The sequence below is a fragment of the Leptotrichia sp. oral taxon 223 genome (assembly GCF_013394795.1).
Lineage (GTDB): Bacteria > Fusobacteriota > Fusobacteriia > Fusobacteriales > Leptotrichiaceae > Leptotrichia.
Genome location: NZ_JABXYU010000001.1, coordinates 1,676,517 through 1,700,864 on the forward strand (window position 1 = coordinate 1,676,517; position 24,348 = coordinate 1,700,864).

Consider the following 24,348-nt stretch of genomic DNA (forward strand, 5'->3'; position numbering starts at 1 on the left):
AAATGAATACCGTCTGGAATGCTCCAGGAGATGAAAATGGATCAAATTCAGAATCAGATTTAGTTTACATTACAGGAAATGCAACTGGAACAACAAAAGTAGTACCACTTTATATTGACGATACTCCACAAGAAAATGAATTTGAAAATTATATTCCTGGAAATGTACAGCAATTATCACAAAGGATAAACAGTGTACCAGTTGTAAAAGTAGCTGGAAATTCTACACCGACTACATTTATTGGAACTGCAAGAACGGCTGGAGCGGCAGAGGCTCAACTTACCAGCAGACAAGTCAATGGTATTTGGGAATATTATTGGACTATTGCACCTCTTGGTAGATCTGGAGCCACTGCTGGAGTGATTGGCGGGGCTGGAAGCGCTGTTGGTGCTGGTGGTTCAGGTTCGAGTCATCCAATCTATATTATGGCACAGCCGGTGTCAGCTTATGTGTTAATGCCGAAGGTGAATATGGAAATGGGGTATTCTTCTGTTGGAACTTTACATGAAAGAAGAGGAGAGAATCGAATATTAGATCTGGAAAATATGACGGCTGATAAAGGGCAGTTGTGGACAAGAGTTTATGGCAGCGGTGTGAATGAAAAAGGCAAGGAAAGATTTGAGCGTGAAAGTAATCTTTATGGAGTGCAACTGGGGCATGACTTTAAAATAAATAAGGATAAAAATGGAAACAACCATTTATTAGGCGGATATATTTCATATAACAGGGCAAGTTCAGATTTTTTTGACAGATACCGTGCGGAAAATGGAAGAATTTCCGATGATAAATATACAGGGAAAGGAAAAGCGGAAAGCATCTCATTAGGAATCACAAAAACAAAATACACAGAAAATGGTTCATATTATGATTTGGTGGGACAAGTTTCATATTTACAAAATAAATATAAATCAAGAGATGACTATGATGCAAAACAAAGAGGATATGGACTATTATTTTCAGGGGAAATTGGAAAATCAATTGGAATTGGAAAAGCTGGGACATTGGCAATTAAGCCGCAGGCACAGTTAATATATCAATATTTGAACACAAAATCATTTAATGACGGGTTGAGAAAGGTAAGCCAGGATAACAGAAATGGATTACGTGGAAGAACAGGAATCAAACTTTCTTATAATGGAAATTCAGATGAAGGGCGAACAAATACATATTATGCTGTAGCAAATGTCTGGCATGACTTTACAAAATATGAAAATAAATACACAAACATAGGTTCTGACAAAGTAACTGAGAAACTTGGCACAACCTGGGGAGAAATCGGTTTGGGAGCACAAGCGCCATTAGGACAAAAAAGCAATTTATACATCGACACAAGATATGAGCAGTCGTTTGGTAATTCAAGACGTTCTGGATTCAGAGGAACAATTGGATTTAAACATACTTTTTAATTAAAAAAATTTAGTTGATTTAAAGTAAGTTATGTGATATAATGAATTTGTAAAACTAACTAACATTGAGGGATAAAAAAAGAGAGTGGTGCTACACTCTCTTTTCCTTTTACAGGAATTTTTCAATTAAGTATCTTAATACTTCCAGTAAAATTAGTAAAAGAATTTTGATAGTTTCTCTTACTCTCATTAAATTTCACCTCCCAACATTGAAGGATAATATATTATAACATAAATTTTAATCATTTAAAATATATTTTTAATAAAAAATTATAAATATTAAAAATATATGAAAACAATATTTTATTTATTAATATAATTAAAATAAATAAAGCCATCACTCATAACCGTCATCTTTGTAATGCTCCCATTATCCAGCTTGAATTGCCAATAGCCGTCAAGATTATTGAATAAATAATAACTGATTAAGGATTGAATAACACCAGCATGAACTACGACAAGTATTTTTTTATTTTTATGTTCATTCTTTATTTTATTAATTTCTGTTACACTTCGTTTTTGCAAATCAGAAAGGCTTTCTCCACCTTCTGCCTTAAAATTTCTCCAGTTATTTTTCATTTCATTGACATAATGTGGAAACTGGTTTTCAATTTCTTTGTAAGTTTTTCCTTCAAGTATCCCAAAATTCAGTTCTCTCAGGTTTTCAGAAAAATGCTGTTTTATATTTTTGTCAATTCCTAAAAGTTCCAGACTTTCCCGACATCTTTTCAAGTCGCTTGAAAATACTATGTCAATTTTTTCATTCATTTTTTCAAGTTTTTTTTTCGTATTTTTTAGCTGGCTTATTCCAGTTTTATTTAAACTTGGATTTAAATGTCCGTAGTATAGATGTTTTTTGTTGCAATCTGTCTCACCGTGCCTTATAAATAAAATTTCTGTCATTTATTTACCCTTTCCTTTTTGTTTCAAGTCTCGTTTTATTTTATTTGGCTATCTCAGAATAATTCCTAGGAACAGCACTAAAATTGAAGTTAATTCTAGAGAGGCTCCCATTGTGTCGCCAGTTATCCCTCCAATTTTTTTCCGTACGTTTAACATAAGCAGAATTATAAATAGAAGCGCAATAAATACAGTGATGGTTCCTTTTGCGCCAATTATAAGAAATACTAGGATATTTGTTAAAACAAGTGAAAAAACTGCTTCAAAAATACCATTTTCAGAAATTATGTCGTTGCTCATCCCAGATTTTCTGGCATAGTCGGAAAGTCCAGCGTTTATGGAAGTTGAAAGTCTGGCGATAATTGGAGAAATTATGAGATATTTTGGGTTTACTGTAATTATTTCTGAAATAAGCATGATTTTTGTGATGAAATATAGAATTAGAGCGACAGTTCCGTTTGCACCGATTCTTGAATCTTTCATAATTTCCAGCATCCTTTCTTTCTTAGCATAGCTGAAAAGACCGTCAAAAGTGTCGGCTAGCCCGTCAATATGAATTATTCCGACAGTCAGAATTTCTACAATTGTTAAGAATATAGCAATTATTGTCTTGCTGTAAAGAATGTCTTTTAAATATGCTGCAATTAAAACGTGTGTACAGTATAGAATTAATCCAATAATCAATCCAACAAGAGGGAAAAATTTAATTGATTTTCCCAATTTTTTTTCGCTGTAGTCAACTTTTAGTGGGATTGGGATACGAGTCATAAATTGGATTAGAATAATAAATTGTTCAAAAAAATTTTTTATGTATTTCATAAGGCTCTCCATTTTTTGTTTTTTATAAAATTTTCTATATTTTATCATTTTTGTAAAAAAAAATCACGCAATTTTTATATTTTTAGCGAAAAAAATATTATGTCTTAAATCTCTTGTTTTTATAGTTATAATATGGTATTCTATTGTCATCAGACAGAAAGTGAAAGGAGCATTAAAATGTGGTTTCCATTGTTTATAAATTTGGAAAATAAAAAAGTTCTTGTAATTGGCGGAGGGAAAATTGCAGCCAAGAAAATCAGGAAAATTTTGGAATATGGAGCGGATATTACGGTTGTGACTGAGGATGTTGCGGAAAAGGGGCTGTTACAGCTGGAAAATATTAAAATTGAAAGTAATAGGAAAATCGAAAATGATAAAAGCAAAATTGAAAAACTTGTAAAGGGGTATTTTTTGGTGATTGCGGCTACAGACGATGAAGAATTGAACGAAAATGTGGCAAGAATCTGTGATTCCAATGGGATACTGATTAATAATGTATCTTCAAAGATTAAGATGAATGCAATGTTTGGAGGAATTGTGAAAAATGATGAGTTTCAGATTGCAGTTTCTACAGGCGGGAAAAACTGCAAGCGTTCACGTGCTATGAAAAGTGAGATTCAGAAGATTCTTGATAAAATAGAAAAATAAGTATTCAAATTTAGAAATGATAGCTGGAAATAATAAAATGAAAAAAGGTGAAGGAAAAATGTTTAAAAGACATAGAAATTTACGAAAAAATGAAGTTATAAGAAATCTTGTGAAAGATGTGTATGTTACAAAGGAGGACTTGATTTATCCGATTTTTATTGAGGAAGGGGAAAATATTAAAAGTGAAATTCCGTCAATGCCGGGGATTTTTAGATATTCGATTGATAGGCTTTCAGAGGAATTAGATGAACTGGTAAAATTAGGGATAAATTCGATTTTACTTTTTGGAATTCCGAAAAACAAGGATGCCTGTGCGACAGAGGCGTATAATGAGAATGGTGTGATTCAGAATGCAGTCCGGTTTATAAAGGAAAATTATGATAATTTTCTTGTAATCTGCGATATTTGCTGCTGCGAGTACACAAATCACGGACACTGCGGAATACTTGACGAGAATGGATATGTTAAAAATGATGAAACATTGGAAGTCTTGGCAAAAATAGCACTTTCATATGCAGAAGCGGGAGCTGACATTGTGGCGCCTTCTGATATGATGGACGGACGTGTGGAAAAAATTTGTGAAGTTCTGGCTGAAAATAATTTTGAAACTGTTCCAGTAATGGCGTATTCAGTAAAGTATTCGTCAGCATTTTACGGGCCTTTCAGAGATGCAGCGGACTCGGCTCCTCAGTTTGGCGACAGAAAATCTTATCAGATGAACTTTCAGTATTCAAAGGACGCAATAGATGAAGTTGCCGAAGATTTACGACAGGGGCAGATATTATAATTGTAAAGCCTGCGATGGCATATCTTGATGTAATAAAAAAGGTAAGTGATAAATTTGAAGTTCCGATTGTAGCTTACAGTGTTTCAGGCGAGTATTCGATGGTAAAGGCGGCGGCTCAGAACGGCTGGATTGACGAAATGAAAATTGTAATGGAACAGATGTATGCGATGAAAAGGGCTGGAGCGGATGCCATTATTACTTATTATGCAAAAAAAGTTGCGAAATACCTGGAAAAATAAAAAATAAAAAAAGAGAGAGTATAGAGTATGAAAATAGTTATAGCGGGAGCTGGTGTCGTTGGTGAATCGCTTTGCAGTGAATTATCAGAAGAAGGGAACGATGTCATCTTAATTGAAAAGGAAGAAAAAGTATTAAATAAGATTATGGAAACCTATGATATAACGGGAATGGTTGGAAATGGGGCTTCGTATGCAACTTTGCTTGAAGCTGGCGCAGACAGTGCCGATATTTTTATTGCAGCAACAGAGTCGGATGAGTTAAATATAATTTCCTCAATTATTGCAAAAAAAATTGGAGCAAAATTTACGATAGCAAGGGTAAGAAATCCTGAGTACAGTTCAAATATGCAGTTTGTAAGGAAAGATCTGGGAATTTCGCTTATGCTGAATCCTGAATTTGAATCGGCGAAAAATATCGCAAATAAACTGATGTTTCCAGTAGCACTGAGTGTAGAAAACTTTTTTGGGCAAAAAGCGAATTTTATTTCAATAAGAGTCGAAAAACATAGTTTTTTGAATGGGACACAGTTAAAAAATTTGGAATTTGATTCACAGGACAAAATAATAATCTGCACTGTTAAAAGAGGCAAGGAGATATTTATACCAAGCGGAGATTTTACAATCCTGGAAGATGATATTATCTATATTGCCGGATCTATTGACGCAGTACGTAAATTTTATGATAAAGTTGAACAAAGTAATTTAAAAATAAAGTCAACAATGCTTATTGGCGGCGGAACAATTACTCATTATCTGATTGGAAAATTACTGGAAAATAAAAATAAAGTCAAGGTTATTGAAAATGAATGGGAACGGGCTGAAAAATTAAGCGAGGCATATTCAAAAGCCATTGTAATAAAAGGGGATGAAGCGGATCAGGAATTTTTGATTCAGGAAGGCATAAAAAATTATGACGCTGTTGTGGTTCTTACAGACAGTGATGAGGAGAATGCCGTTATTTCAATGTTTGCAAATTCCATAACAGATGCCAAGCTGATTACAAAGATGAACAGGACATTGCTGCTCCCAATATTGGAAAAAAGCACTGGTACATCAACCGTCGTGCCGAAAAAAGTTATTTCTGACATGATAATCAGCGTTGTAAGATCAAGGACTGATATGCGAGGCTCTACAATGAGTTTGCTATACAGGCTTGAAAATCAGGTGGAATTTATCACTTTTGAAATTAATGAAAACAGCGCTGCCATTGATGTGCCGCTAAAGGAATTGAAAATAAAAAAAGGAACATTGATTGCAAGCATATTGAGAAATGGGAAAATGATTTTCCCAGGCGGAAATGACATGATAAAAATTAGCGATAGTGTGATGATAGTTTCAACAATTCCTTCAATAGAAGATTTTGACGACATACTTGAGCGAATTTAAGGAGTAAAAATGAATAAAAAAATGATAGGTTACATAATTGGAAAAATACTTATACTTGAAGCTGGATTAATGGTTTTACCCCTAATCATAAGTTTTTTATACAATGAAAGTACAAAATATAAAATTGCTTATGGTTCTGTAATATTACTTCTTTTGGCAACTGGTTTTCTGCTTTCAATGAAACTTCCCAGAGACGAACGTATTCAGGGGAGAGAAGGCTATATCATCGTTTCATTGTCCTGGATTCTGATGTCCATGTTTGGAGCATTGCCATTTGTAATTACAAAGGAAATACCTTCATTTATAGATGCTTTTTTTGAGATTGTAAGCGGCTTTACAACAACAGGTTCAAGTATAATAACAGATCTTAGCAAAATTAGCCATTCTAATTTATTTTGGCGGAGTTTTACCCATTTTGTAGGAGGAATGGGGGTGCTGGTTCTGGCGCTTGCAATTTTCCCAAGCTCTGCGACTTCAGTTCACGTAATGAAAGCCGAAGTCCCGGGGCCAACATTTGGGAAATTGGTCTCAAAATTATCAACAACGGCGAGAATGCTTTATAAAATTTATATTGTAATGACAATTGCTGTAATAATTTTATTAATGTTTGGAGGGCTGGATTTGTTTGAATCTTCGCTTCTTGCATTTGGTACGGCTGGAACAGGTGGCTTTGGAGTAAGAAATGGAAGTATATTGCCATACAATAATCCATATGTTGAAATTGTTTTAGGAATTGGAATGCTAGTTTTTGGAGTAAACTTCAATATTTATTATTTTATTTTAATTGGAAAAGTAAAAGATGTCTTTAAAAATGAAGAACTAAAATATTATTTGCTAATAGTTTTTGGAGCAATTGCATTAATAGTTTTTAATATATATCAAACATATGGCTCAATCTGGAACTGCATAAGAGATGTATTTTTTTCTGTTTCATCAGTTATAACGACAACGGGATATTCTACAGCTGACTTTGGAAAATGGCCGTTATTTTCACAAGCCATATTGCTAATTTTAATGTTTTTTGGAGGCTGTGCAGGTTCTACAGCTGGAGGGCTGAAAATATCAAGAGTAGTGCTGATGGTAAAAATCTACTTTGCAGAAATAGTCCAAATGATAAGCCCAAACCGTGTAGTTACAGTAAAATACGACGATAAGGCAGTAAATGTGAAAATGCAAAAAAGCATCGCGGTATATTTTTTAGTATATGCGCTTGTATTTGGAGGAATTTTACTAATGATCTCCTATTCAGTGGATGATTTTATGACAGCATTCAGTGCCGTTGCAGCCACATTCAACAATATCGGTCCAGGACTAGGAAAAGTAGGTCCAGCATTCAGCTTTGCTGAACTGAACAATTTTTCAAAAGTAATCTTAAGTTTTGGAATGCTGGCAGGAAGGCTGGAAATTTTCCCGATGTTAATATTATTTTCCCCAACAGCATGGAAATTAAAATAAAAAATTATCTTACTTTGTTATACAAATATAAATTAAAATGAGAAAGTGAAAAAAAAAACTTGAGTTTTTTAACAAAATAGAGTATTATATAATTTGTAAGGAATGTAACAAAATTATGCTTTATTTATAGGAGGAAAAATGGCAGTAGTTAAAGATTTGGAAAGTTTGAAGGAACTTATTCAAAGAGTTAAAAAGGCTCAGGAAGAATTTGCGACATTTGATCAGGAAAGAGTCGACAAGATTTTTAGAAAAGTGGCTCAAAAAATGAATGATGAAAGAATTACATTGGCAAATCTGGCAGTGGCAGAAACTGGAATGGGGATTGTGGAAGATAAAGTAATAAAAAATCACTTTGCTTCTGAATACATTTACAATAAATACAAAGACGAAAAAACTTGTGGAGTGCTGGAAGACGACAGATCTTATGGAGTTAAAAAAATTGCAACTCCAATTGGGATTATTGCAGGGATTGTACCAACAACAAACCCAACGTCAACAGCAATGTTCAAAACATTAATATCATTAAAAACAAGAAACGCAATAATATTTTCACCACACCCAAGAGCAAAACAGGCAACAATTGAAACAGCTAAAATTGCATTGGAAACAGCGGTAAAATACGGAGCGCCAAAGGACATAATCGGATGGATTGACGAGCCGAGTGTGGAATTGTCAAGAGAACTTATGGCAAGCGCTGACTTGATACTTGCGACAGGAGGGCCGGGAATGGTTAAGGCTGCATATTCATCAGGAACTCCTGCAATTGGGGTTGGAGCTGGAAATACGCCAGTTGTAATTGACAAATCGGCAGATATAAAAATGACTGCAAACTATATTTTGATGTCAAAAACGTTTGACAATGGGGTAATTTGTGCAACAGAGCAGTCTGTAATTATAGATAAGGAAATTTATGACAGAGTTAAAAATGAGTTTTTAAATAGAGGTGCTTACATTCTTAACGAAGAGGAATTAAACAAGGTAAGGGAAATATTGTTTATAAATGGAAACCTGAATGCTGAAGTAGTTGGAAAAAGTGCATATGTTATTGCAGGCATGGCAGGATTTGAAATTCCAAAAAGTTCAAAAGTGTTAATCGGGGAAGTGGAATCTACTGGAACAGAAGAACCTTTTGCACATGAAAAATTATCACCAGTGCTTGCAATGTACAAAGCTGAAAATTTTGAAGATGCACTGAAAAAAGCTGATGAGTTGGTAAGACTTGGAGGATTGGGACATACTTCATCACTATACATTAATTTAGCGGAAAAAGAAAAAATAGATAAATTTGGAAGACTGATGAAAACAGGACGTACACTAATCAATATGCCGGCATCGCTTGGGGCAATCGGAGATGTATTTAACTTTAAATTAGAGCCATCATTAACACTTGGATGTGGTTCATGGGGAGGAAATTCTGTGTCAGAAAATGTAGGAGTAAAACATTTATTAAATGTAAAAACAATTGCAGAAAGAAGAGAAAATATGTTATGGTTCAAAGTTCCTGGGAAAATTTATTTTAAATACGGATCACTTCCGACAGCTTTAGAAGAGTTAAAAGGAATCCACAAAAAAGCGTTTATTGTGACAGATAAAGTGTTGGCAGAATTAGGATATGCAGAACACATTACAAAAGTGTTAGAGAATATAAATATTGATTACAGAATATTCTCGGAAGTAAAGGAAGATCCAACATTGAGTTCGGCTCAGGCTGGGGCAAAAGCAATGCTTGAATACAATCCTGACGTTGTTATCGCTCTTGGTGGAGGATCTGCAATGGATGCCGCTAAAATTATGTGGGTTCTGTATGAACATCCTGAATTGAAATTTAGAGATTTGGCAATGAGATTTATGGATATCAGAAAGAGAATCGTCGAATTTCCTGAAATGGGTAAAAAGGCTAAATTTATTGCGGTTGCGACATCATCTGGAACTGGTTCGGAAGTAACGCCATTTTCTGTAATTACAGATGATGAAACTGGAATTAAATATCCTCTTGCAGATTACGCATTGACGCCGCACGTGGCAATTAATGATCCTGAACTTATGCTTACAATGCCAAAAGGGCTTACAATAGCATCTGGAATTGACGTATTTACGCATGCGCTTGAATCTTATGTTTCAATTATGGCAACAGAATATACAAAACCATATTCAAAGGAAGCGGCAAGACTTGTATTTAAATATTTGCCAGACTCAGTAGATTTAGGTTCAAAAGCAATCAAGGCAAAAGAAAAAATGGCAAATGCCTCTTGTCTTGCAGGAATGGCTTTCGCAAACGCATTCTTAGGAATAAATCACTCGCTTGCACATAAACTTGGAGGAAAATTCCACGTTCCGCATGGTATCGCAAATGCGATGCTTCTTGAAGAAGTTATCCGTTTCAACGCAGTTGAGGCGCCAACAAAGATGGGACTGTTCCCTCAATACAGATATCCTGACGCAATGCAAAGATATGCTGAAATGAATGATTATCTAGGATTTGGCGGAAACACTAAGGAAGAAAAAGTGGAAAATTTAATTAAGGGAATTAATGAATTAAATAGAAGAATTGGAATTCCAGCAAGCATTAAGGAATGGGGAGTGCCTGAAAAAGACTTCCTGGAAGCAGTAGACGAAATGTCGCTAGATGCCTTCGATGACCAATGTACGCCAGCTAACCCAAGATATCCGCTAATGGAAGAATTAAGAGAAATTTACTTGAAATCTTACTATGGAAAAGAATGGGAAAATGAAAAGGAAAGAGTGGCAAAAATTTTAGGTTTTTAATCTAAGTTTCTGAAATATACTCACCTATTTAAAATTAAACTGCTAAAAATTATATAAATTTAGGGTTTGAGTAAAATCATAACTTTTTAGTTCGGGTTTAAAACAGTTTTACTATAAAATAAAGTGAAAAAATAAGGGATTTTCTCAAAATAGAGATTATCCCTTTTAAAATTAATTAATTCTTATAAATTTAACGACAAATTTTGTCCCTTCATTCAGTTCACTTTCAACTTCAATACTTGCGTTATGCTGCTCAATAATTTTAGAAACTAGGAAAAGTCCTAGCCCAAAACCTTTGTTTATCTTTTTGTTTCGTGAGCTGTTTACTTGGTAAAATCTGCCCCAGATAAGTTTTTTATCATCTTCGGACATTCCAATTCCGTTGTCTTCAATTTCCAAAATACAGCTTTTATTTTCTGAATATAGCTTTACACTTATTTTGTCCTTCGTAAATTTCATTGCATTATTAAGCAAATTGTCAAGCAGCCTTTCCATCATTACTTTATCAGCGTTTATAAATATGTCTTGTTCAACAGCTTTTGAAATTTTTATATTTTTTTCACCCAGCAGATTTTTACAGTCTTCCAGTATTTTTTCCATTGTTTCTGAAAAATTTATTTTTTGTAATTCAACTGCTGTCTGCTTTTCTATTTTGGAAAGTTCCATTATTTGATTTATTAGCTCTGAGATTCTTTTGGCTTGACGCTGAATAACAGAAAAAGAGTCTTTTGCCTCTTCTAAAGTATCTGCATATTCCAGCGAATATTGGCTTTCTGTAAGTATAACGCTCACAGGTGTCCGAAGTTCATGTGAAACGTCTGAACTGAACTGTTTTTCACGTATGTAGGAATTTTCAAGCGAGTTTAGCATTTCATTAAAGGCATTTGCCATCTTGTGTATTTCATCTTTTCCTTCATCAATTTCAATTCTTTTGGAAAAATCGCCGTTTTTTTGAATTTCTGAGGCTGTATCTGATATTTTGGCTACGGGATTTAAGGCTTTTTTTATAATTTTATATCCGCCATAAATTATTATTAGCAGTAATAACGGACTTGAAATTAAAATTATTAAAAGCATTCTATTTACTTCATTTGTCAACTTGCTTACTGGGATAATTCCCCTGATCCATTCCCCTCCGGGAGCATTTATTTTTTTATCAAAATAATAGTATTTCCCTCCATTTTTTTCATAAATTCTGACTGTGTTTTCTGCAAAATTTAACGTCAAGTCAAAGCCTCTTGGCGACATTCCAGCCATTTCTATCCCGGCACTATTATACTTCACAAAATAAATCCCGTCATCAAAGTCATCAAACTCATCAGGATTGGAAACCATCTCAGAAGCCATCTCAACTACTGAATCCATAAGCTCCCTTTGATTCAAGTCCCCAGTCATTTTGTCTGCAATAGTAAAAGACACGGCTAGCATAACCGATATTAAAATTACGATAAAAGCGGTGTACCAGAGGGTTATTTTTACAGTTACAGGGAAATTTTCCCAAATTTTATTTGTCTTATTTTTCAATGTTTTCAGCTATTCCTTTCATTTAACATTTTAAAATTTAATTTTCATCTTTTATAACATAGCCAAGCCCTCTTTTTGTAAAAATTATCTGTTTTCCATCTGCTATATTTATTTTTTTTCTAATATTTTTTATCAGAACGTCAATTATATTAGAATCCCCTTCATAATCATAGCTCCAAACATGCTGCTTAATCTGCTCCCTGCTCAAAACCCTGTTTTTATTCTGCATAAGATATTCCAGAACCTCATATTCCTTTCCTGTTAATTCTATCTGCTTTCCATCCCTTGTTACTGACTTTTCAGAAATATCAAGAACTAAATCTCCTGTCACAAGTTTATTCGAACTGTTGCCGTATTTTCTTCTCATAACTGCTCTGATTCTTGCCATAAGCTCATTAAAGTCAAATGGTTTCACAATATAGTCGTCCGCTCCCAAATCTAGCCCTGTTACCTTGTCATCTGAGCTGTTTCTCGCAGTAAGTACAAGAATAGCGGTATTATTTCCTTTATCTCTAAGTTTTTTTATAACTTCAAAGCCATTTACTTTCGGCATCATAATATCCAGAATTACCAGATCGTATTCGCTGTATTTTAAATAATCCAAGGTTTCTTCTCCATCAAAAACACTGTCTACACTGTAACCATTTTTTTTAAGATATTTTGTAACAATATTATTCAAGTCTATCTCATCCTCTGCCAGCAAAATTTTCATTTTAAATATTCCTTTCAACTGTATTTTTTGAGTATATCATAAATTTAATAAATAAAAAAGAGAGTAAACTGAAAAATAATAAATTTCCAATTAACCCTCTAAAGACATTTTTTAACATAGTTTTATTAATCTCTGTCTGCTTTCCATTTTACAATAGCGCCAGTTACAGCATCAATGTCAAATTCGTATTCCCATCCGTTGTAGTAAATTTCTCCTTCATAAACCATTCTTCCATTTTCTCTGTCCAAGTGGATTTCCTTCACGTGGGAACTGTTCGCTCCTGAAACTTTTTTCAATGCAATGTTCTTTGCCCTATTTACGCCAATGTAGCTGTTCGAGGAAATGTGTCTGCTATGTTTATGTTCATGTTTGTGTGTGCTTTTTGCGTTTGCTGATACTCCTAGTATCATAATTGATAATAGTGTGATACTTAAAATTTTCTTTTTCATGGCTTTTCTCCTTTAATATTCATTTTTCGTTATCCTTTATCTTGAATACATTATAGAACAGTTTTATGAATATAAAATGAATGAAGAAAAATTTTTTAGAAAAAAAGGAACAGTCCTAATTTTAATTAGAAATATTCCTTTAAATTTATATTATCCACTGTTACGAAGTCCAGTTGCCAGTCCGTTTATTGAAATATGAATGGCTTTTTTCAGTTCTTCTGAATCATCTCCGGCTCTTGAACGTTTAATTAATTCAATTTGCAAATAGTTCATTGAGTCGAAATACGGCAGACGGTTTCGTAAGCTGCTTGCCAGTTCTGGATTGTCCGCCAGCAGGACATTGCTTCCTGTAATTTTTTTCAAAATATCAATTGTTAAAACCCATTCCTTTTCAATTTCGTTAAAAATTTTCTGGGCTGTTTCCTGATCGCTTGCCAGTTTTACATATTCAGCGAAAATTGATAAATCTGTTTTTGACAGAACCATGTCAACATTTGAAATTGTTGAACGGAAGAATGGCCATTGCTTGTACATATTTTGCAGAATTTCAAGCTTTTTACCGTCATTGTCAATCCATTTTGTAAATGCTGTTCCGACACCGTACCAGCCTGGCAGCATTATTCTGGCCTGAGACCATGAGAATACCCACGGGATTGCTCTTAAGCTTTCCAGCGACTGCGTCTTTTTACGTGAAGATGGCCTTGAACCGATATTTAGCCCTGCAATAAAGTTTATTGGCGTAACTTCAAAGAAGAAGTCTGAAAATCCCTCTGTATTGTAAACTAAGTTACGGTAGGCATAATAACTTAATTCTGAAACGCTTTCTATTATTTTTTCATATTCTTCCCAGTTTACATCTTCTACTGTCAATGCGCTCGACTCAAGAGCCGCTGAAACCAATGCTTCCAAGTTTTTCAGCCCTAAATCTGGATTTCCGTATTTAGCGCCGATTACTTCCCCTTGCTCTGTAAGCCTTATAGTTCCGTCTGTACTTCCTTCAGGCTGTGCCAAAATGGCTTCATAGCTTGGCCCTCCACCACGTCCGACTGTTCCGCCACGTCCATGGAAGAATGAAATTTCCACGTCAAATTCCCGTCCTATTGCAGTCAGCTCCTTTTGCGCCTTGTATAAGGACCAGCTTGAACTTAGGTATCCGCCGTCTTTGTTACTGTCTGAATATCCTAGCATAACTTCCTGTTTTCGCCCTTTTTTATCCATCCATTTTTTCACTAATGGCAAGTTAAACCATTTTCTCAAAATATCAGGAGCTGCAATTAAATCTTCCACCGTTTCAAAAAGCGGCACAATCTGCAGATCGCAGAATTCATTTCCTTCATTTCCTTTCGCAAGGTTGGCTTCCTTTAGTAAAATGGCTATTTCTAGCATATCTGAAACGCTTGTTGCGTGAGAAATCAGATTTTTTTCAATAATTTTATCTCCAAAACGTTCCCTTAAAGATTTTGCCTTTCTGTAAATTGCAAGTTCTGAGGCTAATGTTTCACTTTGTGGAATTGTCGGATCGCTTAAAATTCTAGGATCATGTTCCAGTTCACGCAGTAAAATTTCACATCTTGCATCTTCTGACAGGCTCAGGTAATCTCCTAGAATATTTGCACTTTTCAGAAGTTCTGCAACACATACTTCATGAACGCTGGAATCCTGTCTTAAATCAATTGTCGCAAGATGGAATCCAAATATTTTTGTGGCACTGATTAAATTGTTTAATGTTCCTTGTGCCAGAAATTCGCTGTTATTCTTTTTAAGAGATTCTGCCACGATTACAAGATCATATGTAAATTCACTGGCTGATTTGTAGGGAATGTCAATCCCATTTTTTCTTTTTGGTGGCAGCAGATCACGGTTATAATCACATAGATTGTAGGCTGTGGCAAGTAGCCTGTCTGTTATTGTTGTCAATGCACGGCGGTATGGCTCATGTGTACGGTGCGGCGAAACTTCTCCAGAGGCATCAGCCAGTTTTTGTAGTTCCTCAGTCACGTTTGTCATAGAGATTGACATTGACAAGTCCCTGTAAATTTCACGGACTACGTCCAAATAGTGCTGAAATAATTTTATAGCCTGCTCCTGTGCCGACTGCTCCAGCGTATTTACCGTAACATAAGGGTTTCCGTCCCTATCTCCACCAATCCACATTCCCATTGTAAGCGGAAGCAGAGCCTGGGATTTTAATTCAGAATTTCCCAATGTTTTTGAAATTTCCTGAAATTTATTCATAAGTCTTGGGATTTCATTGAAAAATGTAATGTTATAGTAACTTAAGGCATTGCTAATTTCATCTGTCACACGCAATTTTGCAGCCCGCAGCATTGCAGTTTGCCACCAGATCTGAATACCGCGGTTCAAGTCATTCAGCCATTCGTTTTCATCAATCTGATGAGATTTTACATTTTCATATTTATCCAGAATATCAGTTAATTTCTTTGTCAAGTCCAGAATACTTTTTCTTTGAACCTGTGTCGGATGTGCTGTCAAAACTGGAACAATTGAAACCCTTTCCATAGCCTTCAATATTTTTTCCTGGCTAATTCCCTTTTTCTTTAAATTTTTTAACGATTTTTCGAGAGATCCAATCTGCAGCTTGTTTGAAATTTTTGCATATCGCTGCTCATGAGTTTGATACACATCTTCAGCAATATTCGCAAGTGCCGAAAAAATCGAAAAGCCTCTTATCACACGTAGAATTTCCGCATCAGTAAGTTCTGAACAGAAAGACGATAAATTTTTTCTGGCTTCCTGTTTTTGCGTCTTATAATATTTGCTTGAAGCCGCCTTCAATTTTTCAGTAACCTCATAAATATGTAAGCCCGCATATCTAAAAATTGTTTCTCCCAGAAGAGTTGCAAAAAGTTCATTATGAACGAGCAAATCCTCCTGATGCTCATCAAGTTTCACTGACGGCAAGGGAGTTATCGGTAAATTTTTTAAATCCATTTATTTCACGCTCTCTTTCTTTTATGGTAATTGTATTTATTGTTTATATTATTTATTTAAGTATTTTACCTTTTAAATTATATCACAAAAACGTTTCGTATTAAATAGCGATTTTAAATTATTACAAAATGTGCTATAATTTTAACAAAATATAAAAAATTTACAAAAAATATTTTTTAAAAATAAATTTTTTATTTTAGTTAACTTAAAGTGGACTTATTTACATAGTGAATTTTTTTAATTTTTATTATTTAAATTATTTTAAGCAGGGAGATCAGATGCCATCTTTCCTGTTTCGCAATAACAGTTATTTTAGCATAATTAACTAGTTAACACTTAATAATGTTTGCGAAAGTTCTACGAACTACCCACGCTTTACGTAAAACTTTCTTATAGAAAAAATAGAACTTGCTTTTGAATATAGATTATTTCATCATAAATAACTATATATAATTCAAAATTTATTTTAGAAGCTCAAACAGCTATTTTTCTTCTAACGAAATTTTGCTTATTATTTGTTTTAGTTAAATTAACTGTTGTAATTAAATTAAAATTGTCGTGATTTTTTTGTAATGAAAATGATTGTTTGAGCGAAGTTTTACGTAGCGAGTTTCATTTTTATTTCAAAAAAATGCTTAGACGAGCGGGGATTGCAAAGGGGATGGCGACTGTTCCCCTTTGCTTTATAAAAAAGAAAAAGCATAAAATTATCAGGAAAAATCTTTATTAACAATAATTTGTTTCATATAATTTAAATAAGAATATAGGATTTTTAAAATATTAAATAAAAGAAAAAAAGAATGTTGAGGGAAAGAAAATGGAAAAAAATTATGATGTATTGGAATTTTATAAGATAATTAACGAACTTATTGATTTATCAAGATTGGAAAAGACGAAAGAAAAGTTTCTGGATATTGATATTATAAAGGAAAAGTCGGTTTTGGACAGGGAGCTTATGCTCATGAAAGAGATGATTGACTTTTATAAATATGATGACGGACTGGAACTTGTGGGGCTTGCGGATATTACTAAGATGATGAATTCTATTGATATTATTGGATCTTATTTGAGTGCTGAGGATTTGGCGGTTTTGAAGAAAAATTTGACAATTTTTAGGATTTCTAAGAGCAGAGCTAAGAATGTCAGGGATAAATATAGAACAATTTGGAATTTGTTTAGTGATGTTGAAGAAGTTAAGGATATTGAGAATTTTATTTCAGAAGCGATTAACGATGAAGGAGTGTTAAAGGATGATGCTTCAATTGGACTGAGAGATGTGAGAAGGCAGAAGCAGAATATTAATGCAAATATTAAAGAGAAATTTGATGAGCTGATTTCTAATAAAAGTACGCAAAATGCCATTCAGGAAAGAATAATAACTCAGAGAAATGACAGATATGTAATTGCTGTAAAGACTGATTTTAAAGGGCTTATAAAAGGAATAGAACATGACAGGTCTGCAACAGGAAGTACGGTTTACATTGAGCCTTTAAATGTTGTTTCATTAAATAACAAATTACGTGAATATGAGGCTCGTGAGCGTGAGGAAATTAGAAAAATACTGCTTAGAATTACAGAACTTGTAAAAACGAAAAAGGAAGAAATTCTGGAAATTAAGGAAATTTTGGAAAGACTGGACTTCATTGATGCGAAAACGACTTATTCGGTTAATAAGAAATGTATTGTTCCAAAAATTATTAACAAGGAATATTTGAAACTGGTTGAAGCAAGACATCCATTGATTGATGAAAATGCGGTTGTGCCGATTAACTTTGAACTTGGGAATCCTGAGAATATAATGCTTATTACAGGGCCTAATACTGGTGGGAAAACGGTAACATTGAAAGTGGCTGGACTTCTTACAATTATGGCTTTATCTGGTATCCCAATTCCTGCGAATGAAAAAACTGAAATTGGATATTTTCACAATGTATTGGCTGATATTGGGGACGAACAAAGTCTGGAACAAAATTTATCCTCATTTTCAGGGCATGTTAGCAAGATAAAAGATATAATTGAACATGCAAACGGTAAATCACTTGTATTAATGGACGAATTAGGAAGTGGAACTGATCCGATGGAAGGAGCGGCTTTTGCAATGGCAATTATTGATTATCTAAATAAAAAGCACGTAACTTCAATAATTACAACCCATTACAGCGAAGTAAAAGCATACGCCTTTAATACAACAGGAATTAAAAGTGCTTCAATGGAATTTAACGTAGAAACGTTATCTCCAACGTACAGACTGCTGGAAGGAATACCAGGGGAAAGTAACGCCCTTATAATTGCAAGAAAATATGGGATTAGTGAAGAAGTAATTGAAAATGCAAAAAGTTACATAAGTGAAGACAATCAGCGTGTTGAAGAAATGCTAAAATCAATAAAGGAAAAAAATGACGAGCTGGAAACAATGCAGGCACAATTGGAAGCAACAAGAACGGAACTTGACAAGCAAAAGACTATTTATGAAGAAAAAATGATAAAACTTGAAAATGAAAAAAATGAAATTATAAAACGTGCCTACGAGGAAGCCGATAATTACTTGAAAAATATGCAGGCAAAAGCCAAAAACCTGATTGACAAAATTAACAGCGAGGAATCTAAGAAAGAAGATGCAAAAAATGCTCAAAGAAGCCTGAATATGCTACGTGAATCATTTATTACGGATAAAAAGAAAAATGTAAAGGAAAAGAAAGTTGTTACTCAAAATACGGATTTTTCCGTTGGAGAAGAAGTGCTTGTAAAAACAATGAACCAAAATGGAAAAATTTTGAAAATAATGTCAAACAACCGTATCCAAGTCCAAACTGGAATATTAAAGCTGGTTGTATCAACTGACGATATTGTAAAAATTCAGAAGAGAAAAACAAATAAATTCAAAAACTTCGCCTCATTAAAACGAACTTCCCAAGTACGAGGAGAAATCGACTTGCGTGGAATGAACGCCGATGAAGCAATCGCTGAACTTGAAACATACATGGACAGAGCAATGCTCACAGGCTACCACGAAATCTACATAATTCACGGAAAAGGAACAATGGTTCTAAGAAAAAAAATCCACGAATACTTAAGAACTTCAAAATATGTAACAGAATTTAAGGATGCCAATCAGAATGAAGGTGGAATTGGGTGTACGGTGGCTACTTTGAAGTAGGACATTTGATTTAAAGGAGAATGAAAATTTATGAAAATAAAAAATCTTCATATAAAAGAATTTAAAGGATTGAGAGATATATCTATAAATTTTGAAAAAAATGATGAACTGTTAGATTTATTAGTTTTAGCAGGTTCAAATGGAAGTGGAAAAACTAGAGTTTTGGAAAGTATTTTAAAATATTTTCAAGATTATCTTGATTATAAACAGAATAATATTGAAGTAGGAATATTTTATGAAGAAAAAGAAAAAAATTGTATAAGTAATGTTCAAAATTTTTTTTACGGATTAAAAAATTTTAGTTATCATGAAGTTAATAATCCATTATATGAAATACATATTGAAATAAAAAATAAATTAGATATTTTACCTAAAATAATTTATGTTCCAACAGAAATAAATTTTCAAAAAATGAATGTAGCTTCGACTACTTTAGTTCAAGAATATAAATTTATTAATATTGTGAATACAAATTTAATAAAAGATATTCCGTCTTACATAGCTACAAAAATGATTTCAGCAATGCTCAAAAATAAAAATGAAAAAGTTGGAGACGTACAAAAAAAAGTTTTTAATGAAATAAATGAAATATTTGAAAATTTAAGTATAGATGTAAAAGTTGAAGATATTTCACAAGATGGTAGAAATATTACACTTTTCACAAATTCTTCAGGAGATGAATTTGATATAAACGAATTATCGTCTGGTGAAAAACAGTTATTTTTACGGACTTTGGCTATAAAAATGTTAAATCCTGAAAATTCAATTATTTTGATCGATGAGCCAGAACTTTCATTGCATCCGAGATGGCAGCAAAGAATTGTCGATGTTTATAGAAAAATTGGAAAAAACAATCAGATAATTATTGCAACACATTCGCCACATATTTTAGGAAGTGTGAAAAAAGAAAATATTATGTTGCTGGATAAGGATGATGAAGGGAAAATTGTGGTTAAAACTGGGGATGAATTGTATGATTCTTATGGACAGCCGACAGAGAGAATATTAGAAGATATAATGGGGCTTAAAACAACTAGAAATCAGGAAATATTTGATAAATTGGAAAAAATTAGAGAAATGGTTAATGAGGATAAGTATGAAACTGATGATTTTAAAAAAGAATATGGTGATTTAAAGGAAATATTGGGGACAATGGACGAGGACATTATGCTTATAGATATGGAAATTCAAATCAGAAGGAAAGGGTTGAAGAATGTTAAAAATAAATAAAACTTCAGAGCCAAACTTTTTGAAAGAATTTAAGAAAAAAGAAAAACCAAAAAATTGGAAAGATTTTGATTTTGAAATAAAAAAAGAATTAAAAAATTATATGTTGGAAAATGAACAGAAAATCGGAAATAATAGTTATTGTCCTTATTGTGAAAGAAAAATAATTGCAAGTAAAAATAGTCAGATAGAACATATTAAACCTAAAGATAGATTTCCAGAATTATTTTTGGATTATAAAAATTTTATTACAGGATGTCTTAATATTGAGAGCTGTGGCTCAAAGAAAAGCAACAAATGGAGCGATTTGTTTATAAATCCAGTAATTGACAATCCAGAGAAATATTTTTCATATAACAGAATGACGGGAGAAATAATTCCAAGAAAAGATATTTCAGAAAAAGAATTGGAAAAAGTTGAGTACACGATTAAAATATTGAATTTGAATGGTGATAAAAGATTGTTAAAGGGAAGAAAAAGTGTAATAAAAATGATTGAGAATTATCAAAAAACTTACGATGATGAAATATTGAGAGAAATATCTGAAGATTTAGATTTTCCAACATTGAGAAATTTTTTAATTGAGAGTTTTAAATAATGTAAAAATCGAGGTTTAATTATGGGAAAAGTAACTATAATATTTTTATTATTTGGAACATTGCTTTTTTCAGCAAATTATCCAAAAGAAAAAATAATACGAATTATCGAAAAAAATGAAAAATATGAATGTATTCCTGATAAAAAAGTAAGGAAAATTGGATGGGAATTAAATGGACAGTCTTTTATTGGGCATTTGGATGAAAATGGGGAACGATATGGGGAGTTTAGGGAAATAGATGACGATACTCTTAGAGAATGCTATTTAGAAGATGAATATATTAATTATTATAAAAATCGATATTTTTATAAGGAAAATAAAAAAATATCGTTAATTGTCAGTTATGGTGAGAAAAAAGATAATATTCAATTAATATTAAAAAATGTAAAAGGTATAAGAAGAGCATATTTTTTTGAGCGAAAAGGTAAGAAATATAAAAGGAAAAATTTGATAATGACATTTGATCCAGCTATTATTTTTTATCCTAGTGGTTTAATAAAAGAAAAATTGGAATAACTAAAATTAAATGAACCAAAATAAATTAAAAGTTTTCAAAAGTAGGGAGAATAAAAAATGAAACTTTACAACACAATGACGAATAAAGTCGAAGAATTTAAGACAATAGAAGAAAATAAGGTAAAAATGTATGTTTGTGGGCCTACGGTTTATAACTACATACATTTGGGAAATGCACGTCCGATTGTGGTTTTTGATACGTTGGCACGATATTTTAAATATAAAGGGATGGAAGTTAATTACGTACAGAATTTTACGGATGTGGATGATAAGATTATAAATAAATCAATTGAAGAAGGAATTTCTGCAAGTGAAGTTTCAGAAAAATATATAAAGTGTTTTTTTGAAGATATTAACAGGCTAAATATTCTTGAGAGTGTGAAAAGACCTAAGGTTACTGAGAATATGGCAGAAATTATTGAGATTATTCAAAAATTAATTGATAATGGGTTTGCTTATGAGAAAGACGGGGATGTTTATTTTGAGGTGAAAAAATATAAGGATTATGGGAAATTGTCAAATCAGAAAATTGAGGAGCTGGAACTTGGGGCTAGGATTGATGTGTCAGAAATTAAGAAAAATCCAGTAGACTTTGCACTTTGGAAGAAAAAGAAGGATGGAGAGCCGTTTTGGGAATCGCCTTGGGGACAGGGGCGTCCTGGATGGCATATAGAATGTAGTGCCATGGCAAAAAAATATCTTGGGGATACATTTGATATTCACGGCGGTGGACAGGATTTAGTTTTTCCGCATCACGAAAATGAGATTGCCCAAAGCAAGTGTGCTTATCACGGAAACTTTGCAAATTACTGGCTTCACAACGGATTTATTCAGATAAATGGTGACAAGATGTCAAAATCGCTAGGAAATTTCTTTTTGCTTCGTGAAATACTTGAAAAATTCTCTGGGAATGTAGTAAGGCTTTTTATTCTAAGTACGCATTACAGAAAGCCAATTAACTTTTCATTTGAGAATATGGAGGATACGAAAAAAGCGTTGCAAAATATTATAAAATCAATGAATAAATTTGAGAATATTGTTGAAAAATATAAAAATGAAAAAATAGAAAATGTTAAAATTTCAGAATTTTCTCAAAGAATTGATGAATTTAATAAAAAATTTGAAGAGGCAATGGATGAGGATATGAACACACCGCAAGCACTAGCGACTATTTTTGATCAGATTAGGGAAACAAATAAATTTATTTCCACAAATGAAAATGAGTTTTCCACAATTTATTATGAAATAAAAAAATCTTACGATTCTTTGAAGAAGAAAATAGAAAATGTATTTGGAATAGCACTTGAAGCGGAAAATGCTGTGAAGGAGGAAGATGGAGAGAATATGGAATTGACAAAAAAATTAATTGAATTGTTGATAAAATTACGAAGTGAGGCAAGAAGCGAGAAAAATTTCAAGTTATCTGATGAAATTCGGGATGAATTGAAGGCACTTGGGGTAGAAATTAAGGATAATAAGGATGGAAGTACAGATTATAATTTATTGTAATTTTTGATTTAAAAAGAGGGAAAAAATGAAAAATATTTTAGTAGGAGTTACAGGGGGAATTGCGGCATATAAATCAGCTGGGATTGTATCGCTTTTGAAAAAGAAAGGATATAATGTGAAAGTTGTGATGACTGAAAATGCTACAAAAATCATTGGACCTTTGACTCTTGAAACTTTATCAAGAAATAGGATTTATGTGGATATGTGGGATAGTAATCCGCATTATGAGGTGGAGCATATTTCACTTGCGAATTGGGCGGATGTGGTTTTGATTGCACCTGCGACTTATAATATAATTGGGAAAGTGGCAAATGGGATTGCAGATGATATGCTTACGACGATCCTTTCTGCTGTTTCGGTAAGAAAGCCAGTATTTTTTGCTTTGGCAATGAATGTGAATATGTATGAAAATCCGATTTTAAAAGAAAATATTAATAAGCTGAAATCTTTTGGATATAGGTTTATTGATGCAGAAGAAGGCTTGCTTGCCTGCAATTATAGTGCGAAGGGGAGAATGAGCGAGCCAGAAGATATTGTCGATGAAATAGAAAGATACAGTATTTTTTCAAAAATAGAAAATTTTGATACTGCATTAAAAGGCAAACAAATTCTTATAACAAGCGGACGAACAAAGGAAAATATTGATCCTGTCAGATATTTGTCAAATAATTCAAGTGGGAAAATGGGGTATTCACTTGCTCAGGCAGCTGCTGATTTAGGAGCAGAAGTAACATTAATTAGCGGGCCTACGGATTTGAAAGTTCCAAATGGGCTTGAAAACTTTATTTCTGTAGAATCAGCACTTGAAATGTATGAAAAAGTGAAAGAATATTTTGAAGATACTGATATTTTTATAGCTTGTGCCGCAGTTGCTGATTATAGAGCGAAGGGATACAAAAACGAAAAAATAAAGAAATCTGATTCAGATTTGGTTATAGAATTAGTTAGAAACCCTGATATTTTGCTAGAGATGAGCAGGAAGAAGGAAAAACAGCTATTAGTTGGATTTGCGGCAGAAACTAACGATATAAGGGAAAATGCCTTGAAAAAGCTGGAAAAGAAAAATTTGGATATTATAGTGGCAAATAATGCGTCTGTAATGGGCAGCGATGAAAATGTGATTGAGATTATTAAAAAAGATAGGACTTCGGTGGAAATTAGTCAGAAAAGTAAGGTGGAGCTGGCTTATGATATTTTGAGAGAAGTTATTTTTGAGTTGAAAAAGAGATAAAGTTTTTTGAAATTATGAATGTGTTGATTTTTATAAGTTCATTGATTTTGTAAAAGGGAGAATAAAT

General features: G+C 33.0%; 17 protein-coding genes and 1 pseudogene. 12 read left to right on the top strand and 6 right to left on the bottom strand.

The window, feature by feature from the left end; genetic code table 11:
• Positions 1 to 2: 2 nt before the first annotated feature.
• Entirely contained in the window at positions 3 to 1,406 is a 1,404-nt protein-coding gene (locus tag HW275_RS08125) for an autotransporter outer membrane beta-barrel domain-containing protein (protein ID WP_178936438.1), read from the top strand.
• A gap of 303 nt (positions 1,407 to 1,709) precedes the next feature.
• Here the strand turns inward: HW275_RS08125 and HW275_RS08130 are convergent, their stop codons facing one another.
• Together HW275_RS08130 and cobS are read right to left on the bottom strand one after the other, a co-directional pair.
• A complete protein-coding gene (locus tag HW275_RS08130; RefSeq protein WP_178936045.1) occupies positions 1,710 to 2,309 on the bottom strand; it encodes a histidine phosphatase family protein in 600 nt (199 codons plus the stop codon).
• Between the two features lie 48 nt (positions 2,310 to 2,357).
• Positions 2,358 to 3,125 carry an adenosylcobinamide-GDP ribazoletransferase gene (gene cobS / locus HW275_RS08135; RefSeq protein WP_178936046.1) on the bottom strand — a complete coding sequence of 256 codons (768 nt, stop codon included), beginning with the start codon at positions 3,123 to 3,125 and terminating at the stop codon, positions 2,358 to 2,360.
• Positions 3,126 to 3,302: 177 nt separating this feature from the next.
• Here cobS and HW275_RS08140 point away from each other — a divergent pair, with 177 nt between their 5' ends.
• The 5 genes and pseudogenes from HW275_RS08140 to adhE all read left to right on the top strand — a co-directional run bounded on the left by HW275_RS08140 (position 3,303) and on the right by adhE (position 10,406).
• Positions 3,303 to 3,773 (top strand): bifunctional precorrin-2 dehydrogenase/sirohydrochlorin ferrochelatase, encoded by a 471-nt coding sequence (locus HW275_RS08140; protein ID WP_178936047.1) that lies wholly within the window; start codon positions 3,303 to 3,305, stop codon positions 3,771 to 3,773.
• Positions 3,774 to 3,831: 58 nt separating this feature from the next.
• Positions 3,832 to 4,799: pseudogene (gene hemB, locus HW275_RS08145) on the top strand (porphobilinogen synthase).
• A gap of 27 nt (positions 4,800 to 4,826) precedes the next feature.
• Positions 4,827 to 6,185 (top strand): Trk system potassium transporter TrkA, encoded by a 1,359-nt coding sequence (gene trkA / locus HW275_RS08150; RefSeq protein WP_178936048.1) that lies wholly within the window; start codon positions 4,827 to 4,829, stop codon positions 6,183 to 6,185.
• A 9-nt stretch (positions 6,186 to 6,194) separates the two neighbouring features.
• Entirely contained in the window at positions 6,195 to 7,640 is a 1,446-nt protein-coding gene (locus HW275_RS08155; protein ID WP_178936049.1) for a TrkH family potassium uptake protein, read from the top strand.
• A gap of 138 nt (positions 7,641 to 7,778) precedes the next feature.
• On the top strand, positions 7,779 to 10,406 hold the full coding sequence (gene adhE, locus HW275_RS08160) for a bifunctional acetaldehyde-CoA/alcohol dehydrogenase (protein WP_178936050.1): 2,628 nt from the start codon (positions 7,779 to 7,781) through the stop codon (positions 10,404 to 10,406).
• 171 nt (positions 10,407 to 10,577) lie between these two features.
• Here adhE and HW275_RS08165 read toward each other — a convergent pair whose 3' ends face one another.
• The 4 genes from HW275_RS08165 to ppc form a co-directional block, all read right to left on the bottom strand.
• Positions 10,578 to 11,930 (bottom strand): HAMP domain-containing sensor histidine kinase, encoded by a 1,353-nt coding sequence (locus tag HW275_RS08165; RefSeq protein ID WP_178936051.1) that lies wholly within the window; start codon positions 11,928 to 11,930, stop codon positions 10,578 to 10,580.
• 37 nt (positions 11,931 to 11,967) lie between these two features.
• Positions 11,968 to 12,642: a response regulator transcription factor gene (locus tag HW275_RS08170; RefSeq protein WP_178936052.1), complete on the bottom strand. Its 675-nt coding sequence runs from the start codon at positions 12,640 to 12,642 to the stop codon at positions 11,968 to 11,970.
• A gap of 125 nt (positions 12,643 to 12,767) precedes the next feature.
• Positions 12,768 to 13,091: a PepSY domain-containing protein gene (locus HW275_RS08175; protein ID WP_178936053.1), complete on the bottom strand. Its 324-nt coding sequence runs from the start codon at positions 13,089 to 13,091 to the stop codon at positions 12,768 to 12,770.
• Between the two features lie 150 nt (positions 13,092 to 13,241).
• Positions 13,242 to 16,043 carry a phosphoenolpyruvate carboxylase gene (gene ppc, locus HW275_RS08180; protein ID WP_178936054.1) on the bottom strand — a complete coding sequence of 934 codons (2,802 nt, stop codon included), beginning with the start codon at positions 16,041 to 16,043 and terminating at the stop codon, positions 13,242 to 13,244.
• An 817-nt stretch (positions 16,044 to 16,860) separates the two neighbouring features.
• Here ppc and HW275_RS08185 point away from each other — a divergent pair.
• From HW275_RS08185 to coaBC, 6 genes are read left to right on the top strand one after another with little or no spacing between them, the layout of a single operon-like run.
• Positions 16,861 to 19,200 (top strand): endonuclease MutS2, encoded by a 2,340-nt coding sequence (locus HW275_RS08185; protein WP_178936055.1) that lies wholly within the window; start codon positions 16,861 to 16,863, stop codon positions 19,198 to 19,200.
• Between the two features lie 30 nt (positions 19,201 to 19,230).
• Positions 19,231 to 20,430 carry an AAA family ATPase gene (locus HW275_RS08190; protein WP_178936056.1) on the top strand — a complete coding sequence of 400 codons (1,200 nt, stop codon included), beginning with the start codon at positions 19,231 to 19,233 and terminating at the stop codon, positions 20,428 to 20,430.
• On the top strand, positions 20,414 to 21,025 hold the full coding sequence (locus HW275_RS08195) for a retron system putative HNH endonuclease (protein WP_178936057.1): 612 nt from the start codon (positions 20,414 to 20,416) through the stop codon (positions 21,023 to 21,025). The genes HW275_RS08190 and HW275_RS08195 overlap by 17 nt, the downstream gene beginning before the upstream one ends.
• 21 nt (positions 21,026 to 21,046) lie before the next feature.
• Positions 21,047 to 21,541, top strand: coding sequence for a hypothetical protein (locus HW275_RS08200; RefSeq protein ID WP_178936058.1), 495 nt, complete (start codon positions 21,047 to 21,049; stop codon positions 21,539 to 21,541).
• 57 nt (positions 21,542 to 21,598) lie between these two features.
• Positions 21,599 to 23,050, top strand: coding sequence for a cysteine--tRNA ligase (cysS, locus tag HW275_RS08205; RefSeq protein ID WP_178936059.1), 1,452 nt, complete (start codon positions 21,599 to 21,601; stop codon positions 23,048 to 23,050).
• Positions 23,051 to 23,075: 25 nt separating this feature from the next.
• Complete coding sequence (coaBC, locus tag HW275_RS08210) at positions 23,076 to 24,281, top strand: bifunctional phosphopantothenoylcysteine decarboxylase/phosphopantothenate--cysteine ligase CoaBC (protein ID WP_178936060.1); 1,206 nt, start codon at positions 23,076 to 23,078, stop codon at positions 24,279 to 24,281.
• Positions 24,282 to 24,348: the final 67 nt, after the last annotated feature.

Excerpts from the sequence above, each read along its gene's own strand:
- HW275_RS08155 (WP_178936049.1), top strand. The coding sequence starts at position 6,195 with ATGAATAAAAAAATGATAGGTTACATAATTGGAAAAATACTTATACTT.
- HW275_RS08140 (WP_178936047.1), top strand. The coding sequence starts at position 3,303 with ATGTGGTTTCCATTGTTTATAAATTTGGAAAATAAAAAAGTTCTTGTA.
- HW275_RS08130 (WP_178936045.1), bottom strand. The coding sequence starts at position 2,309 with ATGACAGAAATTTTATTTATAAGGCACGGTGAGACAGATTGCAACAAA.
- HW275_RS08170 (WP_178936052.1), bottom strand. The coding sequence starts at position 12,642 with ATGAAAATTTTGCTGGCAGAGGATGAGATAGACTTGAATAATATTGTT.
- adhE (WP_178936050.1), top strand. The coding sequence starts at position 7,779 with ATGGCAGTAGTTAAAGATTTGGAAAGTTTGAAGGAACTTATTCAAAGA.
- HW275_RS08190 (WP_178936056.1), top strand. The coding sequence starts at position 19,231 with ATGAAAATAAAAAATCTTCATATAAAAGAATTTAAAGGATTGAGAGAT.
- HW275_RS08185 (WP_178936055.1), top strand. The coding sequence starts at position 16,861 with ATGGAAAAAAATTATGATGTATTGGAATTTTATAAGATAATTAACGAA.
- HW275_RS08200 (WP_178936058.1), top strand. The coding sequence starts at position 21,047 with ATGGGAAAAGTAACTATAATATTTTTATTATTTGGAACATTGCTTTTT.
- trkA (WP_178936048.1), top strand. The coding sequence starts at position 4,827 with ATGAAAATAGTTATAGCGGGAGCTGGTGTCGTTGGTGAATCGCTTTGC.
- cysS (WP_178936059.1), top strand. The coding sequence starts at position 21,599 with ATGAAACTTTACAACACAATGACGAATAAAGTCGAAGAATTTAAGACA.
- HW275_RS08125 (WP_178936438.1), top strand. The coding sequence starts at position 3 with ATGAATACCGTCTGGAATGCTCCAGGAGATGAAAATGGATCAAATTCA.
- ppc (WP_178936054.1), bottom strand. The coding sequence starts at position 16,043 with ATGGATTTAAAAAATTTACCGATAACTCCCTTGCCGTCAGTGAAACTT.
- HW275_RS08175 (WP_178936053.1), bottom strand. The coding sequence starts at position 13,091 with ATGAAAAAGAAAATTTTAAGTATCACACTATTATCAATTATGATACTA.
- HW275_RS08195 (WP_178936057.1), top strand. The coding sequence starts at position 20,414 with ATGTTAAAAATAAATAAAACTTCAGAGCCAAACTTTTTGAAAGAATTT.
- coaBC (WP_178936060.1), top strand. The coding sequence starts at position 23,076 with ATGAAAAATATTTTAGTAGGAGTTACAGGGGGAATTGCGGCATATAAA.
- cobS (WP_178936046.1), bottom strand. The coding sequence starts at position 3,125 with ATGAAATACATAAAAAATTTTTTTGAACAATTTATTATTCTAATCCAA.